The organism is Williamsia sp. DF01-3 (assembly GCF_023051145.1).
Taxonomy (GTDB): Bacteria; Actinomycetota; Actinomycetes; order Mycobacteriales; family Mycobacteriaceae; genus Williamsia.
In genome coordinates, this window is sequence record NZ_JALKFS010000005.1 from 2991039 (window position 1) to 3006665 (window position 15627).

General features: G+C 67.0%; 13 protein-coding genes, 1 pseudogene and 1 riboswitch. All 14 genes and pseudogenes read left to right on the top strand.

Annotated elements, in window-relative coordinates; all coding sequences use genetic code 11:
• Positions 1–44 precede the first annotated feature (44 nt).
• The 14 genes and pseudogenes from MVA47_RS16245 (at position 45) to gap (ending at position 15606) form a co-directional block, all read left to right on the top strand.
• Positions 45–2027 carry a primosomal protein N' gene (locus tag MVA47_RS16245; RefSeq protein ID WP_247210846.1) on the top strand — a complete coding sequence of 661 codons (1983 nt, stop codon included), beginning with the start codon at positions 45–47 and terminating at the stop codon, positions 2025–2027.
• Positions 2028–2096: 69 nt separating this feature from the next.
• Positions 2097–3031, top strand: a pseudogene (gene fmt / locus MVA47_RS16250) (methionyl-tRNA formyltransferase).
• Positions 3028–4395, top strand: a complete 1368-nt coding sequence (locus MVA47_RS16255) for an RsmB/NOP family class I SAM-dependent RNA methyltransferase (RefSeq protein ID WP_247208672.1) — start codon at positions 3028–3030, stop codon at positions 4393–4395. The pseudogene fmt and the gene MVA47_RS16255 overlap by 4 nt, the downstream one beginning before the upstream one ends.
• 87 nt (positions 4396–4482) lie before the next feature.
• Positions 4483–5151 carry a ribulose-phosphate 3-epimerase gene (gene rpe / locus MVA47_RS16260; RefSeq protein ID WP_030163134.1) on the top strand — a complete coding sequence of 223 codons (669 nt, stop codon included), beginning with the start codon at positions 4483–4485 and terminating at the stop codon, positions 5149–5151.
• Positions 5152–5192: 41 nt separating this feature from the next.
• Complete coding sequence (gene ribD, locus MVA47_RS16265) at positions 5193–6179, top strand: bifunctional diaminohydroxyphosphoribosylaminopyrimidine deaminase/5-amino-6-(5-phosphoribosylamino)uracil reductase RibD (protein WP_281505357.1); 987 nt, start codon at positions 5193–5195, stop codon at positions 6177–6179.
• A 62-nt stretch (positions 6180–6241) separates the two neighbouring features.
• Positions 6242–6400: riboswitch (FMN riboswitch) on the top strand.
• Positions 6401–6469: 69 nt separating this feature from the next.
• Complete coding sequence (locus tag MVA47_RS16270) at positions 6470–7072, top strand: riboflavin synthase (RefSeq protein ID WP_247208674.1); 603 nt, start codon at positions 6470–6472, stop codon at positions 7070–7072.
• Complete coding sequence (locus MVA47_RS16275; RefSeq protein WP_247208675.1) at positions 7069–8382, top strand: bifunctional 3,4-dihydroxy-2-butanone-4-phosphate synthase/GTP cyclohydrolase II; 1314 nt, start codon at positions 7069–7071, stop codon at positions 8380–8382. Before MVA47_RS16270 ends, MVA47_RS16275 begins: the two co-directional genes overlap by 4 nt.
• Positions 8379–8876, top strand: a complete 498-nt coding sequence (gene ribH, locus MVA47_RS16280) for a 6,7-dimethyl-8-ribityllumazine synthase (RefSeq protein ID WP_062798011.1) — start codon at positions 8379–8381, stop codon at positions 8874–8876. Before MVA47_RS16275 ends, ribH begins: the two co-directional genes overlap by 4 nt.
• Before the next feature lie 14 nt (positions 8877–8890).
• The gene (locus MVA47_RS16285) at positions 8891–9370 is read left to right on the top strand and encodes a PH domain-containing protein (protein WP_247208676.1); all 480 of its coding nucleotides are present in this window, start codon (positions 8891–8893) and stop codon (positions 9368–9370) included.
• Between the two features lie 77 nt (positions 9371–9447).
• Positions 9448–11505, top strand: coding sequence for an excinuclease ABC subunit UvrC (gene uvrC / locus MVA47_RS16290; RefSeq protein WP_247208677.1), 2058 nt, complete (start codon positions 9448–9450; stop codon positions 11503–11505).
• On the top strand, positions 11493–12416 hold the full coding sequence (gene rapZ, locus MVA47_RS16295; RefSeq protein WP_051406560.1) for an RNase adapter RapZ: 924 nt from the start codon (positions 11493–11495) through the stop codon (positions 12414–12416). Before uvrC ends, rapZ begins: the two co-directional genes overlap by 13 nt.
• On the top strand, positions 12413–13465 hold the full coding sequence (gene yvcK, locus MVA47_RS16300) for a uridine diphosphate-N-acetylglucosamine-binding protein YvcK (protein ID WP_247208678.1): 1053 nt from the start codon (positions 12413–12415) through the stop codon (positions 13463–13465). The genes rapZ and yvcK overlap by 4 nt, the downstream gene beginning before the upstream one ends.
• Positions 13456–14439, top strand: coding sequence for a DNA-binding protein WhiA (whiA, locus tag MVA47_RS16305; protein ID WP_247208679.1), 984 nt, complete (start codon positions 13456–13458; stop codon positions 14437–14439). The genes yvcK and whiA overlap by 10 nt, the downstream gene beginning before the upstream one ends.
• Positions 14440–14586: 147 nt before the next feature.
• Complete coding sequence (gene gap, locus MVA47_RS16310) at positions 14587–15606, top strand: type I glyceraldehyde-3-phosphate dehydrogenase (protein WP_023959417.1); 1020 nt, start codon at positions 14587–14589, stop codon at positions 15604–15606.
• The last annotated feature ends 21 nt before the right edge of the window (positions 15607–15627 follow it).

A 15627-nucleotide genomic window follows, 5' to 3' on the forward strand; every position in this document is an offset into this window, starting at 1 on the left:
AGCGGCAGCTCGCACCTGAACTGCCGGTCGCGCGTGTTCTGCCGATGCTCGGGCTGGCCCATCTGGACCGGCCGTTCGATTACCAGGTACAAGATGCCCAGCACCTGGACGCCCAGCCGGGTGTCCGGGTGCGGGTGCGTTTTTCCGGCCGTCTCGTCGACGGGTACATACTCGACCGCATCGAGGCCAGCGACCATCCCGGCAAGCTCGGGTGGCTCGAGAGGGTGGTGTCGCCGGAACCGGTTCTGACCCCGGAGTTGGCCACGTTGGCGCGGGCGGTCGCCGATCGGTACGCGGGCACCATGACAGATGTTCTGCGGCTGGCCATCCCGCCCCGCCATGCGCGCACCGAGCAGACCGTGGGTGCCCCGCCAGGCACCCCCAGGCCCCCGACCGTCGATGTAGACGGATGGAAACCATACGAGCATGCAGAGTCGTACCTTGCTGCTGTCGCTGATGGCAAAGCCGCGCGGGCGGCATGGCAGGCGGTGCCCGGGGAGGACTGGCCCCGGCGACTGGCCGAGCTCGCATGCCACACGGTGATCGCCGGCCGCAGCGCCATCATCGTGGTGCCCGACCAGCGCGATCTGGTACGGCTCGAAGCAGCGTGCGAGCCGATCTTGGGTGACCGGGTGGTGTCGTTGTCCGCGGGATTGGGCCCTTCGGCACGGTATCGGCGGTGGTTGCGAGCACTGCGCGGGCAGGCCTCGGTGGTGATCGGCACCCGGAGCGCAGTGTTCACGCCGATTCCCGACCTCGGACTGATCTGCGTGTGGGACGACGGGGACGACAGCCTGTGCGATCCCCGTGCGCCGTATCCCCATACCCGCGAAGTGGCGGTCCTGCGGTCGCACAGCGACAAATGCGCACTGGTCCTCGGTGGTGTCGCTCGTACGGCCGAGACACAGGCCCTCGTCGATGCCGGCTGGGCTCACGACCTCACCGCGTCACGTTCGGTGGTCCGTGAACGATCCCCCCGCATCTCGGCCCTCTCCGACGAGGACAACCGGGTGGCCCGTGATCCGCTTGCTCGCTCGGCCCGAATCCCGGCCGTCGCGTTCGATGCGGCCCGCGCCGCCGTGGCCGCCGACGCCCCCGTGCTCTTCAGCGTGCCCAGGCGCGGTTATCTACCGTCGCTGGCCTGTGAACGGTGCCGTTCGCATGTACGTTGCCGTCGATGCCACGGACCGATGCAGGCAGACGGGCCGGTGCCGACCGATGGTGCCGGGCCCGACAGCAACTCGGTGGGTTTGTTGAGCTGCAGGTGGTGTGGTCATCCCGATGCCGACTTCCGTTGCACAGAATGCGGTTTCACGAAGGTGAGGGCGCTGACGACGGGGGCTCGCCGGACGGCCGAAGAACTGGGCCGCGCATTCCCGGGGGTTCCCGTCCTGACCTCGGGCGGAGACAAGATCGTCGACAGCATCGGCAGCGGTCCCCGTGTTGTGGTCAGTACCCCGGGCGCCGAGCCCGTTGCCGAAGACGGTTACGGCGCCGCCATCCTGCTGGACACGTGGGCGCAGCTCGACCGCACCGAACTGCGAGCCGGCGAAGAGGCGGTTCGCCGCTGGCTGTCCGCCGCCATGCTCGTACGTCCCCACGGGCGTGGGGGAGCAGTGGTGATCGTCGCCGACGCGGGACTCGGCCCGGTGCAGTCGGTGATCCGTTGGGACCCCGTCGGCTTCGCCGAGAACGAGGTGGCGCAGCGGACCGAACTCGGCTTCCCGCCTGCGGTCACGATGGCCTCGATCGACGGCGCCGGTCCGGCCATCGTCGCCTTTGCCGAAACCGTCCACCTCCCGCCGGGTGGTGAGGTGCTCGGTCCGGTGGAGCTACCCGCCGGCGTGCGGTTGCCCTCTGGTCTCAATCGCGACGAGATCTCCGACCCGCAGCGAATACTGCTGCGCTGTAAGAGATCTCAAGGTCGAGAACTGGCTGCTGCGCTTCATGCAGCTCAGGTCGGCCGGAATGCACAACACGATTCACAGCCGATCAGGGTGCAGATGGATCCGCCCACCATCGGCTAGGGCTTCTGGGTGACTAGGCTGTTGGTCGGCCGCGAACACGCGGACAGAACTCGGAGATTGGGGTACTACATGCGGGTGGTGTTCGCAGGCACGCCCGAACCCGCGGTTGCGTCTCTCAAAGCATTGATCGAGTCGCCCCGGCATGAGGTCGTGGGCGTGATCAGTCGGCCCGATGCAGCAGCGGGCCGGGGACGGAAGATCACCCGGTCACCGGTGGCTGCCCTCGCCGACGAGCACGCCATCCCCGTGATCACACCGCGACGGCTCAAAGATCCCGAGGCTGTCGAGCAACTACGAGCGTGGGCGCCCGAGTGCGCCCCGGTGGTGGCCTACGGCGGACTGGTACCGCCGGAGCTGCTGGATCTTCCCACCCACGGCTGGGTCAATCTGCATTTCTCGTTGTTACCGTCGTGGCGTGGCGCTGCGCCGGTGCAGGCGGCGATCGCTGCGGGCGACGAGATGACCGGAGCGAGCACTTTTCGGCTCGAAGCGGGCCTGGACACCGGCCCGGTCTTCGGCGTGGTGACCGAACGGATCCGCGACACCGACACCGCCGGCGACCTGCTGGGTCGGCTGTCCGAGACGGGGGCGCACTTGCTGGTGACCACCCTCGACGGCATCGAGGACGGCTACCTCGAGGCCAAACCGCAACCGGCAGATGGCATCAGCACGGCTCCGAAGATCACCATCGACGACGCACGCATTCGCTGGGACCTACCGGCGCACCTGACCGATCGGCACATCCGGGCGATGACACCCCACCCGGGCGCCTGGACCACGCTGGATGATCTGCGGGTCAAGGTGTTACGTTCGTCGATGGTCACCGATCCTGTTGATGTGGCGCCGGCCCCGGGCGAGCTGGCCGTGACGAAGAAGGCCCTGTACGTGGGTACCAAGACGGTGCCGATTCGACTGGATTCCGTTCAGCCGCAAGGCAAAAAGCTATGGCCGGTCCCGACTGGGCGCGCGGGGCCAGGCTCACCGATGGACAGGCACTCACATGAACCGCCCCGTTGACGATCAGGAACACACCCCGATAGATCCGGCCCGGCAGGCTGCCGTGGAGGTGCTGGCCGCTGTGCGCGAGCGCGACGCCTACGCCAACCTGGTACTGCCGAAGATGCTGCGGGACCGCAAGATCACCGGCCGCGACGCTGCCCTGGCCACCGAACTGACCTACGGCACCAGCCGTGCGGTGGGGTTGCTCGACCAGATTATCTCCGACGTCGCGAAAAGGCCTGTCGAGGAGATCGACGGGGTGGTCCTCGATGTGCTGCGGTTGGGTGCATACCAACTGTTGCGGACGCGGATCGGCGCGCATGCCGCCGTCTCGACGTCGGTGGATCTCGTCCGGTCCCGCGCCGGTCACGGACCTGTGGGTTTCGCAAATGCAGTGCTACGCAAGATCTCTCAGCGCACCGAAGAGCTGTGGGTGGACGCGCTCGCACCGTCGATCAGTGAAGACGTCGTCGGTCATCTGGCATTTCAGTACGCTCATCCGCGCTGGATCGCCGAGGTGTTCGCCGACGCGCTCGGTGGTTCGGCGGGTGCTCTGCAGGCCGCGCTGGCTGCGGACGACGAGCGCCCGTCGACCCATCTGGTCGCCCGGCCGGGCATGATCACCGCCGACGAACTCGCCGCCGTCACCGGAGGTGACGTGGGTCGCTACTCGCCCTACTGCGTGTACCTCGACAGCGGCGATCCCGGCGACATCGAACCGATCCGTGAAGGTCTGGCCGGCGTCCAGGACGAAGGCAGTCAACTGGTGGCCCGCGCGCTGGCGATCGCTCCACTCGACGGCGACGACGCCGGTCGATGGCTTGATCTGTGCGCCGGTCCCGGTGGCAAGGCGGCTTTGCTCGGCGCTCTTGCCGACATAGACGGTGCACGGGTCACCGCGGTCGAGAAGGCCCCGCACCGCGCCGAATTGATCCGTAAGGCAACCCGGGAGCTACCCGTCGACGTGATCGTCGGCGACGGGCGTGACCCAGGCCTGGAGTCCGGTTTCGACCGTGTACTGGTGGACGCCCCGTGCACCGGCCTCGGTGCCCTCCGGCGCCGGCCAGAGGCCCGGTGGCGACGCAACCCAGGTGACGTTCCCGATCTCGTCGCGCTGCAGAAGCAGTTGCTGGCGTCGGCGGTGGACCAGCTGCGGCCGGGTGGTGTGGTGGTCTACTCCACGTGCTCACCACACCCGGCCGAAACCCGCGAGGTGGCGGATTGGGCGGTCGCCGAGTTGCCGGTGACCGCACTGGACACCCGTGACCTGGTACCCGTCGACGATCTGACCGGAGGGCCGTACGTGCAGCTCTGGCCTCACCTGCACGGCACCGACGCCATGTTCTTCGCGGCGCTCCGCAAGAACTGATCGGCGGATACTTCGCGCCAAAACGCGTGTGCAGCAGTCCGGACCGGTCCGTTGGGTTGGGTCTCGACCCGACATTAGGATGACTGCATGTCGAATCAGCCGATGATCGCGCCGTCCATCCTGTCCGCCGACTTCGCCAGGCTCGGAGCCGAAGCAGATGCGGTCACCGGTGCCGATTGGCTACACGTCGATGTGATGGACGGTCACTTCGTCCCGAACCTCACTCTCGGCCTACCGGTGGTGCAAAGCCTGCTCAAGAGCACGGACATACCGATCGACTGCCACTTGATGATCGAGGACCCGAAGCGGTGGGCCCCGGGTTATGCCGAGGCGGGGGCACACAACGTCACCTTTCACGCGGAGGCCACCGACGATCCCGTGGCCGTGGGGCGCGACATCCGGGCCGCCGGAGCGAAGGCAGGTCTGAGTATCAAACCCGGCACGTCCCTCGACCCGTACCTCGAGATCCTCAAAGAGTTCGACACGTTGCTGGTGATGAGTGTCGAACCCGGTTTCGGCGGACAGTCGTTCATCCCTGACGTGCTCGACAAGGTCCGGCGGATCCGAAAGCTCGTTGACTCCGGAGAATTGCGGGTGCTCGTCGAGATCGACGGGGGCATCAACGCGGACACCATCGAACAAGCGGCCGCGGCCGGTGTCGATTGTTTTGTTGCAGGGTCGGCGGTCTACGGGGCCGATGACCCCGCACAAGCCGTCGAATCGCTTCGCGCACAGGCGCTCAGCGCTCGACAGTGACGAGCGCCGCGACTCCCGTGACCGGACCTGTCTCAGCGGCGATGCACCGCGCGATGAGTGAATCGATCGGTGCGCGCGGACTGAGCACGCCGAACCCGCCGGTCGGCGCGGTGATCTTGGACGCGGACGGAAACGTCGCCGGGGTCGGACACACCAGGGAGGCCGGGGGCCCGCACGCCGAGGTGGTCGCTCTCGGGCAGGCAGGAGACAGAGCTGCGGGTGGGACCGCGGTGGTGACCCTCGAGCCGTGCAATCACACCGGGCGAACCGGACCGTGTTCTGAGGCACTGATCGCCGCCGGCATCAGAGTCGTTCATTACGCGGTCGCCGACCCCAACCCCGTTGCCACGGGAGGACATCAGCGACTCGAGGCTGCGGGGATCGAGGTCCACGGCGGCGTGTGCGCCGACACGGTTGCCGCCGGCCCACTGCGCGAATGGTTGTTCCGTCAGGAGCACGGCCGTCCGATGGTGACCGCCAAGTTCGCCGCATCCGTCGACGGACGGGTCGCTGCGCCCGACGGCTCGAGTCAGTGGATCACGGGTCCGGCCGCACGTGAGCGTGTGCACGACGAACGTGCGCAGATCGACGCGATCGTCGTCGGCACGGGCACAGTACTGGCCGACGACCCGAGCCTCACCGCGAGGTACCCCGACGGCTCACTCCGGGAACACCAGCCGCTGCGAGTTGTCGTCGGATCGTCGGCCATCCCGCCACAGGCAAAGGTGTTCGACGGTCGAGCGCGCACCATCCGCGTTCGTGAGCACGAACCGGCAGCCGTGGTGGAGGCCCTGGCCGAGCTGAGCAATGTGCAGATCGAGGGCGGATCACGGTTGCTCGGTGCGTTCTTCGCGGCGGGTCTGGTCGACCGGGTGCAGGCGTATGTCGCCCCCCTGGTGATCGGCGGGGGACTCGCGGCCATCACGGACAACACCGTCACCACCCTGCAACAGGCGAGGCGATTTTCGACCGATCGTGTGGAGACACTCGGTGACGACGTTCTGCTCACCCTGACCGCAACCCGCTGACCGGCCATTTCATGGTCTTCTCGCTGGTCAGCGGGATCGATGGATGTGCTAACTTCGTAAGTGGAAGTTCTCGGGGCGGGGTGCAATTCCCCACCGGCGGTGATCGTGGGCGACAGTTCGTCCGCGGAGCCCGCGAGCGCCCGCATCAACCGATGCGGGGTCAGCAGATTCCGGTGAGATTCCGGAGCCGACGGTGATAGTCCGGATGAAAGAGAACACCACGGCCGGTCCGATGGATCGGCACGTGCGACGCCGCCCTGAGATCGCAGCAGCGATGTGAGGAGTTGGCGATGTTCACCGGAATCGTCGAAGAACGCGGCAGTATCGTCGAGCGTGAAGACCTGTCCGACGCGGCGCGGTTCACCGTTCGCGGGCCGCTGGTCACCAGCGATGCCGGTCACGGTGACTCGATCGCCGTCAACGGCGTCTGTCTGACCGTGGTCGAACTGCGGCCCGGCGGGGAGTTCACCGTCGATGTGATGGCCGAGACCCTCAGTCGCAGTTCACTGGCCACCGTCAGTCCCGGCAGCCCCGTCAACCTCGAGCGTGCGATGCCTGCCGGTGGCCGTTTCGGCGGACACATCGTGCAGGGGCACGTCGACGGTGTCGGCACCGTCCAGACCGTGAACCAGGCCGAGAACTGGACCGTCGTGCGGATCGGCACCACGACAGCGGTTGCCCGCTACATCGTCGAAAAGGGCTCGATCACCGTCGACGGCGTGTCACTGACCGTTTCGGCCATCGGACCCGACTGGTTCGAGATCTCGCTCATCCCAACCACTCTCGATCTGACGACGCTGGGTGCGGCCGTCCCGGGGGTGGTCGTTAACCTGGAGGTCGACGTGATCGCCAAATACGTCGAACGGCTAGCCGCGATCGGAGTACAGCGATGAACAGTCCAACGGACGAGGTCGACGACCTGCGCCAGACCACCAGGTTCGACACGGTGGAGCGCGCCATCGCCGACATCGCTGCCGGAAAAGCCGTTGTCGTCGTGGACGACGAGGACCGGGAGAACGAAGGCGATCTGATCTTCGCGGCCGAGAAGGCCACCCCCGAACTCGTGGCCTTCATGGTCCGCTACACCTCGGGTTACCTGTGTGTGCCACTCGACGGTGCCGACTGTGACCGCCTCGGGCTTCCGCCGATGTACTCGATGAACCAGGACAAGCACGGCACCGCCTACACAGTGACGGTTGATGCCCGCGAGGGAATCGGAACAGGCATCAGCGCATCGGACCGCGCCGCCACCATGCGCCTGCTGGCCGACCCGGCGAGCACGGCGGGGGACTTCACCAGGCCCGGTCACGTGGTTCCCCTGCGCGCCAAGGAGGGCGGCGTGCTGCGTCGCCCCGGCCACACCGAGGCCGCGGTCGATCTGGCTCGGATGGCCGATCTGTCGCCTGCCGGGGTGATCTGCGAGATCGTCAGCCAGAAGGACGAGGGCGCGATGGCCCAGACCCCGGAACTGCGCGTGTTCGCCGACGAACACGACCTCGCGCTGATCTCCATCGCCGACCTGATCGCCTGGCGGCGTCGCCATGAGAAGCATGTGGTGCGGGTGGCCGATGCCAGGATCCCGACGGCGCACGGCACTTTCCGGGCCGTCGGTTACACCAGCATCTACGACGATGTCGAACACGTCGCGCTGGTACTGGGCGACATCGCCGGCGCAGACGGTGAGGGCAACGACGTGCTGGTACGCGTCCACTCCGAATGTCTGACCGGCGATGTCTTCGGGTCGCTGCGTTGTGATTGCGGTCCCCAGCTCGACGCCGCCCTGGAGATGGTGGCCGACGAAGGCCGGGGGATCGTCCTCTACATGCGGGGCCACGAGGGTCGCGGCATCGGTCTGCTGCACAAGCTGCAGGCCTATCAGCTGCAGGATGCCGGGTCGGACACGGTCGACGCCAACCTCGAGCTGGGTCTGCCTGCCGACTCTCGCGACTACGGTCTGGGGGCACAGATTCTCGTCGATCTGGGTGTGTCGTCGATGCGGTTGCTGACGAACAACCCGGCGAAGCGGGTGGGCCTCGACGGTTACGGCCTGCACGTCACCGAACGAGTGCCGATGCCCGTGCGTCCCAACGCCGAGAACCTGCGGTACCTGCGGACCAAGCGTGACCGGATGGGTCACGACCTGGTCGGACTCGAAGACGACCCGGGCCACCCCTTCAACGTGAGTGGAGGCAACCCCGCATGAGCGGCGCCGGAGAACCCGAACTCGAACTCGGTGACGCGAGCAGTCTGCGCTTGGCGATCGTTGCCTCGCAATGGCATTCGACCATCTGCGAATCGCTGCTGAGCGGCGCCACCACGGCCGCGGCCAAGGCCGGGATCGATGCCCCGACGGTGATCCGAGTGGCCGGTGCCATCGAATTGCCCGTCATCGTGCAGGCGCTGGCACGTACCCATGATGCCGTCGTGGCCCTCGGAGTGGTCATCAAGGGCGAGACGCCTCACTTCGAATACGTCTGCGATGCGGTCACCGCAGGTCTGACCCGGGTGTCACTCGACGAATCGACCCCCGTCGGCAACGGGGTGCTGACCACGCTGGACGAACAGCAGGCACTCGACCGCGCCGGACTTCCCGAGTCGAAAGAGGACAAGGGCGCCCAGGCTGCCACCGCGGCGATCGCGTCGGCGCTGACCTTGCGGACACTCGCCCGAGACGACAACCCGGCCGAGGTCCGATGAGACTGCGTTCGACCGTGACCACGAACACGTCCGGCAGCCAGGGCGAGGATCGTTGGCAGCTGGTGTACAAACCGCGGAAGTCACCGCGCTACGCGATCGTTGCTGCCGCGGCCATCATCATCGCCTTCATCGTGATCGCAGCGCTGTTGCGGGTCTCGGATACGGGGGCGTATTTCCGCACCTCCGACCAGGTCGCCATGGCGTTGATCGGTTGTGTGATCGGTGGGTCGCTCCTGACCATGACCCGCGCCCGCATCAGAGTCGGGGCCGAGGGCGTCGCGGTTCGGAACCTGTTGCAGGAGCGCATCTTCGACTGGAGCATCGTGCGTGGTGTCTGGTATCCGGACAGTGCGAACTGGGCACGCCTGGAGCTCCCGGACGACGAACACGTCCCGGTTCTGGCCATCCAGGCCAACGACGGCGAGAAGGCGATCGCGGCCATGAACGAGTTCCGAGCTCTGCGCGACCGATACACCCGCGACCCTGAACGCTGACCTGGGTAACGCGGGTCCTCACCGGGGGCGGCGGCCGCGTGTGCGGACTTGTCGGCGCGGGGTACTAGCCTGGAATCGTGCCTGACCCGTCTACGTACCGCCCGGCTCCGGGGAGCATTCCCACCGAGCCCGGTGTGTACAAATCCCGGGACATCCACCATCGGGTGATCTACGTGGGCAAGGCGAAAAGTCTTCGTTCGCGACTGACCTCGTACTTCGCGGACCTGTCCTCACTGCACCCCCGTACGCGCCAGATGGTGACCACGGCGGCGTCGGTCGAGTGGACCGTGGTGTCCACCGAAGTCGAGGCACTGCAACTCGAATACAACTGGATCAAAGAGTTCGATCCGCGTTTCAACGTCCGCTACCGCGACGACAAGAGCTACCCGATGCTCGCCGTCACGATGGCCGAGGAATACCCACGGTTGTTCGTCTACCGCGGACCACGTCGCAAGGGGGTCCGCTACTTCGGACCCTATTCGCATGCCTGGGCGATTCGCGAGACGCTCGATCTGCTCACCCGGGTATTTCCTGCGCGCACGTGTTCCTCGGGAGTGTTCAAGCGGCACAAGCAGATCGACCGACCTTGTCTGCTGGGTTACATCGACAAGTGCGCGGCCCCGTGCATCGGGCGCGTCAGCGCAGAAGAACACCGAACCATCGTCGAGGACTTCTGCGACTTCCTCGCCGGGCGCACCGATCGCATGATCAACAACCTCCAGGGCCAGATGGAACGCGCCTCGGCGGAGCTGGACTTCGAGCGCGCAGCCCGGCTGCGCGACGACATCGGGGCCCTGCGGCGGGCACTCGAACGGCAGGCCGTGGTGCTCGGAGACGGCACCGATGCCGATCTCGTGGCCATGGACGGCGACCAGCTCGAGGTGTCGGTGCAGGTCTTCCATGTTCGTGGTGGCCGCGTCCGTGGTCAGCGGGGGTGGATCGTGGAGAAGTCCGGCGACGACCAGATGGCCGAACAGGTCGGACAGTTCCTCACGCAGTTCTACGGCGAGCAGGTCGATCAAGCCGACTCGATCGACGTGGAGGAGGGCCACGCGAAGGCCGACCCGGTACCCCGGGAGGTGCTGGTCCAGACGCTGCCCCCGAACGTCGACGAAGTCCGTGAGTGGCTCTCGAGCCTGCGGGGGAGCAATGTGGACCTGCGCATCCCCCAACGCGGTGACAAACGGGCGCTGATGGAGACCCTGGCGCGCAACGCCGCCGACGCCCTCAACCAGCACAAGCTCAAGCGTGCGGGCGACCTGACGACCCGGTCGGCTGCCCTCACCGAGATCCAGGACACCCTCGGCCTCGACACCGCGCCGCTGCGAATCGAATGTATCGACATCTCGCACGTGCAGGGCACGGACGTGGTTGCATCGTTGGTGGTGTTCGAAGACGGCCTGCCACGCAAGTCCGACTATCGGCACTACGCGATCCGTGAGGCCGCCGGGGACGGCCGGTCCGACGATGTCGCGTCGATTGCCGAGGTCACGCGCCGACGCTTCCTGCGCCACCGTGCCGATGTCGCGGCCGCGGCTCCGGTGACAACCGCGGCGATCGGCGGGGGCATCGCGGCCAACGGCGTCGTCGAGGTGGATCCGAACGGGGGAGACATGGCGCCGGAAGCGGCGATCGACCCGAAGACGGGGCGCCCGCGCAAGTTCGCCTACCCACCGAATCTGTTTGTCGTGGACGGCGGCGCGCCACAGGTGCATGCGGCCGCGGCGGTCCTGGACGAGTTGAACATCACCGATGTCGCGGTGATCGGTCTGGCCAAACGGCTCGAAGAGGTATGGGTGCCCGGCGACGACGATCCGGTCATCTTCCCCCGGACCAGCGAAGCCCTCTTCCTGCTGCAGCGCGTACGCGATGAGGCGCACCGGTTCGCGATCAGCTTCCATCGCAGCAAGCGCAGCAAACGGATGACCGCCTCGGCACTCGACGGCGTGCCCGGGTTGGGAGCAACCCGGCGTGCCGCTCTCGTCGCGCACTTCGGGTCGGTGGCCAATCTCCGGCAGGCCACCATCGAACAGATCTCCGAGGTCCCCGGGATCGGCCAGACCACCGCTCGAGCGGTGCAAGAGGCACTTGTCGAACATAATCAGGGCAGTGAACAGACAGGATCCGCCAGGTGAGTGAATCGCAGGCCGGCACCACAACCGGCGCCCCAGGGCTGACCGAGGTGTTGCTGGTCACCGGACTGTCCGGTGCCGGCAGCAGCACTGTTGCGAACCTGCTCGAAGACGCCGGCTGGTACGTGGTCGACAACGTCCCGCACACCTTGATCAGGTCGATGGTGGACGTGGCCCGCCGCGACGACTCCGCCATCTCCCGGATGGCCATCGTGATGCGTATCCAGATCGACTCCTACGCCTCGGCCCTCGATGCCTTGCGCTCCGAACTGGCCCTGACCGGTGTCGATCCCAAAGTGGTGTTCATCGAGGCGTCAGACCAGGTGCTGGTACAGAGGTTCGAGCAGGTACGTCGCCGACATCCTCTGCAAGGCAACGGCACTCTGATCTCGGCCATCGCGACCGAGCGGGCGATGCTGGCTGCGGTGAAGGAACGCGCGGATCTTGTCATCGACACCTCGAACCTGTCGGTGGCCAGGTTGCGGGTGATCATCGAGGGCGCATATGCGAACGCGTCGGTCGCGGACGTGAGCGTGGTGGTCGAGTCGTTCGGGTTCAAATACGGGCTGCCGATCGACGCGGACATGGTGGCCGACGTTCGTTTCCTGCCCAATCCACACTGGGTGCCCGAGCTCCGCGACCACAACGGTCTCGAGGAGCCGGTGCGGGACTACGTGTTGGGTCAAGAGGGCGCCGATGAGTTCCTGGAGAAATACGAGCAGATCTTGAGACTGGTCGGTGCGGGATACCGGCGCGAGGGCAAGAGGTACATGACGGTTGCCATCGGGTGCACCGGTGGAAAACACCGAAGCGTCGCGATGAGCGAGGCCATCGCCGCCCGATTGTCGTGCCCGGCCGATGGCGCGGCCGCTTTTGCGGTACGGGTGGCCCATCGGGATCTGGGCCGCGAATGACCGGCCGAGACCCCTCGATCGTCGCGCTGGGTGGGGGGCATGGTCTGTACGCCACCCTCACCGCCATGCGCCGGTTGAGCGGCGACGTGACCGCCGTGGTGACGGTCGCCGACGACGGCGGGTCGTCCGGACGTCTGCGGTCTGAACTCGGCGTCCTGCCGCCCGGTGACCTCCGGATGGCCATTGCCGCCTTGCTCGCTGCCACCGATCCAGAGGGTCGGAATGTCGGCGGGGTCCCCGGTGCGCAGCCACCCGAGGAGTGGGCCGCACTGTTGCAGCACCGTTTCGGCGGACGCGGAGCTCTGGCCGGCCATCCGATCGGAAATCTGTTGCTCGCCGGGCTCACCGAGGTAACCGGTGACGCGGTCAAGGCGCTGGAGATGATCACCACATTGTTCGGTGTGCAGGGCAGGGTGTTGCCGATGTCGGCCACCGCCCTCGACATCGAAGCCGATGTGTCCGGGCTCGAAGCCGACCCGCGGATCAGCCATTCGATCCGCGGTCAGGTCGCGGTCGCGACCACGCCGGGCAAGGTGCGCCGGGTCCGGTTGCTGCCGCACCAGCCGCCGGCGTGCCGGGAGGCCGTCGACGCCATCGACGGAGCCGATCTGGTGGTCCTCGGCCCGGGGTCCTGGTTCTCGAGCGTGATCCCGCATGTGTTGGTGCCCGAGCAGCTCGCTGCCCTCAAACGGACGGCGGCCCGCAAGATCCTGATCGTCAACCTCGCCCCCGAACCCGGTGAGACGGCCGGTTTTTCGGTTGAACGCCACCTGCACGTCCTGCTCGCCCACGCCGACGATTTCCGGGTCGACCACGTGGTCGTCGACTCGGCGTCGGTGCCGTTCGGTCGCGAACGCGAGCACGTGGAACGAGCTGCCGCGAAGTTCGGTGCCACGTTGCACGACGGCGAACTGGCAGTCCCTGGCACCCACACCCACGACCCCGCTCGCGTGGCGGCTCTCATCGCCGGCCTGTGCGATAGTGAAGCCGCCAGTTACAGATCGATAGTTCCAACAACCACAGAGGGAGACGGCGTCCGGTGGCGATGACATCCGCGGTCAAAGACGAATTGAGTCGTCTGGCGGTCACGCAGGTGAGCAGCCGGAAGGCCGAGGTCTCGGCTCTGCTGCGTTTCGCGGGCGGACTCCACATCGTCGCGGGACGTGTGGTGGTGGAGGCCGAGGTCGACCTCGGCAACGTCGCACGGCGGCTGCGCCAGGCGATCTTCGACCTCTACGGGTACAACTCCGAGTTCCACGTCCTCAGTGCCGGCGGCATCCGCAAGAGCGCCCGGTACATCGTTCGCGTCACCAAGGATGGCGAGGCTCTGGCCCGTCAGACCGGCCTGCTGGACATGCGTGGCAGGCCCGTGCGCGGCCTACCGGCCCAGGTGGTCGGCGGCACCGTCGGTGATGCCGAAGCTGCTTGGCGCGGAGCATTTCTCGCGCACGGATCGTTGACCGAGCCCGGCCGTTCCTCGGCCCTGGAGGTCAGCTGCCCCGGGCCGGAGGCCGCGCTGGCCCTGGTGGGTGCAGCTCGGCGGCTCGGTGTCACCGCCAAGGCCCGTGAGGTCCGCGGCGCCGACCGCGTGGTGATCCGCGACGGCGAGGCCATCGGCGCGTTGCTGACCCGGATGGGAGCGCAGGACACCCGGCTCACCTGGGAGGAGCGGCGGATGCGCCGCGAGGTGCGTGCCACCGCCAACCGCCTGGCCAACTTCGACGACGCCAATCTGCGTCGGTCGGCGCGCGCCGCTGTTGCGGCTGCCGCCCGGGTGGAGCGCGCGCTCGAAATTCTCGGCGACCAGGTGCCGGACCACCTGATCTCGGCGGGACAGCTCCGGATCACCCACCGGCAGGCATCGCTGGAGGAGCTGGGCCAGCTCGCCGATCCGCCGATGACGAAAGACGCTGTGGCGGGCCGTATCCGGCGTCTGCTGTCGATGGCCGACAAAAAGGCACGGACCGAAGGCATCCCCGACACCGAGTCGGCGGTCACCGCTGACCTGCTCGACGACGACTGACGAGCGGGGCCGGGCGCTTCGGCGTCCCACCACACCCGGTGCCAGGACCGGGCGTGCCTGGCTGTTCGGGGCCGACTAGGCTGATCACTGCCGCAGAGGCGGGAGCCACACAATGGCCCAGCACACCGCATAGCTAAGGAGCTCACAGTGACCGTTCGGGTAGGCGTCAACGGATTCGGCCGGATCGGCCGCAACTTCTTCCGTGCCGTGGAAGCACAAAAGGCGTTGGGCACCACCGACGTCGAGATCGTCGCCGTCAACGACCTCACCGACAACGCGAGCCTGGCTCATCTGCTCAAGTACGACTCCATCCTGGGCCGCCTGCCGCAGGACGTCTCGCTCGAAGGTGACGACACCATCGTCGTCGGCGATCAGAAGATCAAGGCGCTGTCGCTGCGCGAAGGCCCGTCGGCGCTGCCGTGGGGTGACCTCGGTGTCGACGTCGTCGTCGAGTCCACCGGAATCTTCACCGATGCTGCCAAGGCGAAGGGCCACCTGGACGCCGGCGCCAAGAAGGTCATCATCTCCGCGCCTGCAAAGGGCGAGGACATCACCATCGTGATGGGCGTCAACGACGACAAGTACGACGGCAGCCAGAACATCATCTCCAACGCTTCGTGCACCACCAACTGTCTCGGCCCCATCGCCAAGGTCCTCGACGACGAATTCGGCATCGTCAAGGGTCTGATGACCACGATCCACGCCTACACGCAAGATCAGAACCTCCAGGACGGACCGCACAGTGACCTCCGTCGTGCGCGCGCTGCCGCTCTGAACGTGGTCCCGACCGGCACCGGTGCCGCCAAGGCGATCGGGCTCGTGCTCCCGCAGCTGCTCGGCAAGCTCGATGGCTACGCACTCCGCGTGCCCATCCCGACCGGCTCGGTCACCGACCTCACCGCGAACCTCAAGAAGTCGGCAAGCGTCGACGAGATCAACGCCGCGATGAAGGCTGCCGCCGAGGGCCCCCTCAAGGGCATCCTGAAGTACAGCACCGACCCGATCGTGTCCTCCGACATCGTCACCGATCCGCACTCGAGCATCTTCGACGCGCCGCTGACCAAGGTGATCGAGGACCAGGTCAAGATCGTGTCGTGGTACGACAACGAGTGGGGCTACTCCAACCGCCTCGTCGACCTCATCGGCCTGGTCGGCAAGTCACTGTAATCCGGTCCTTCCAGCGCCAGG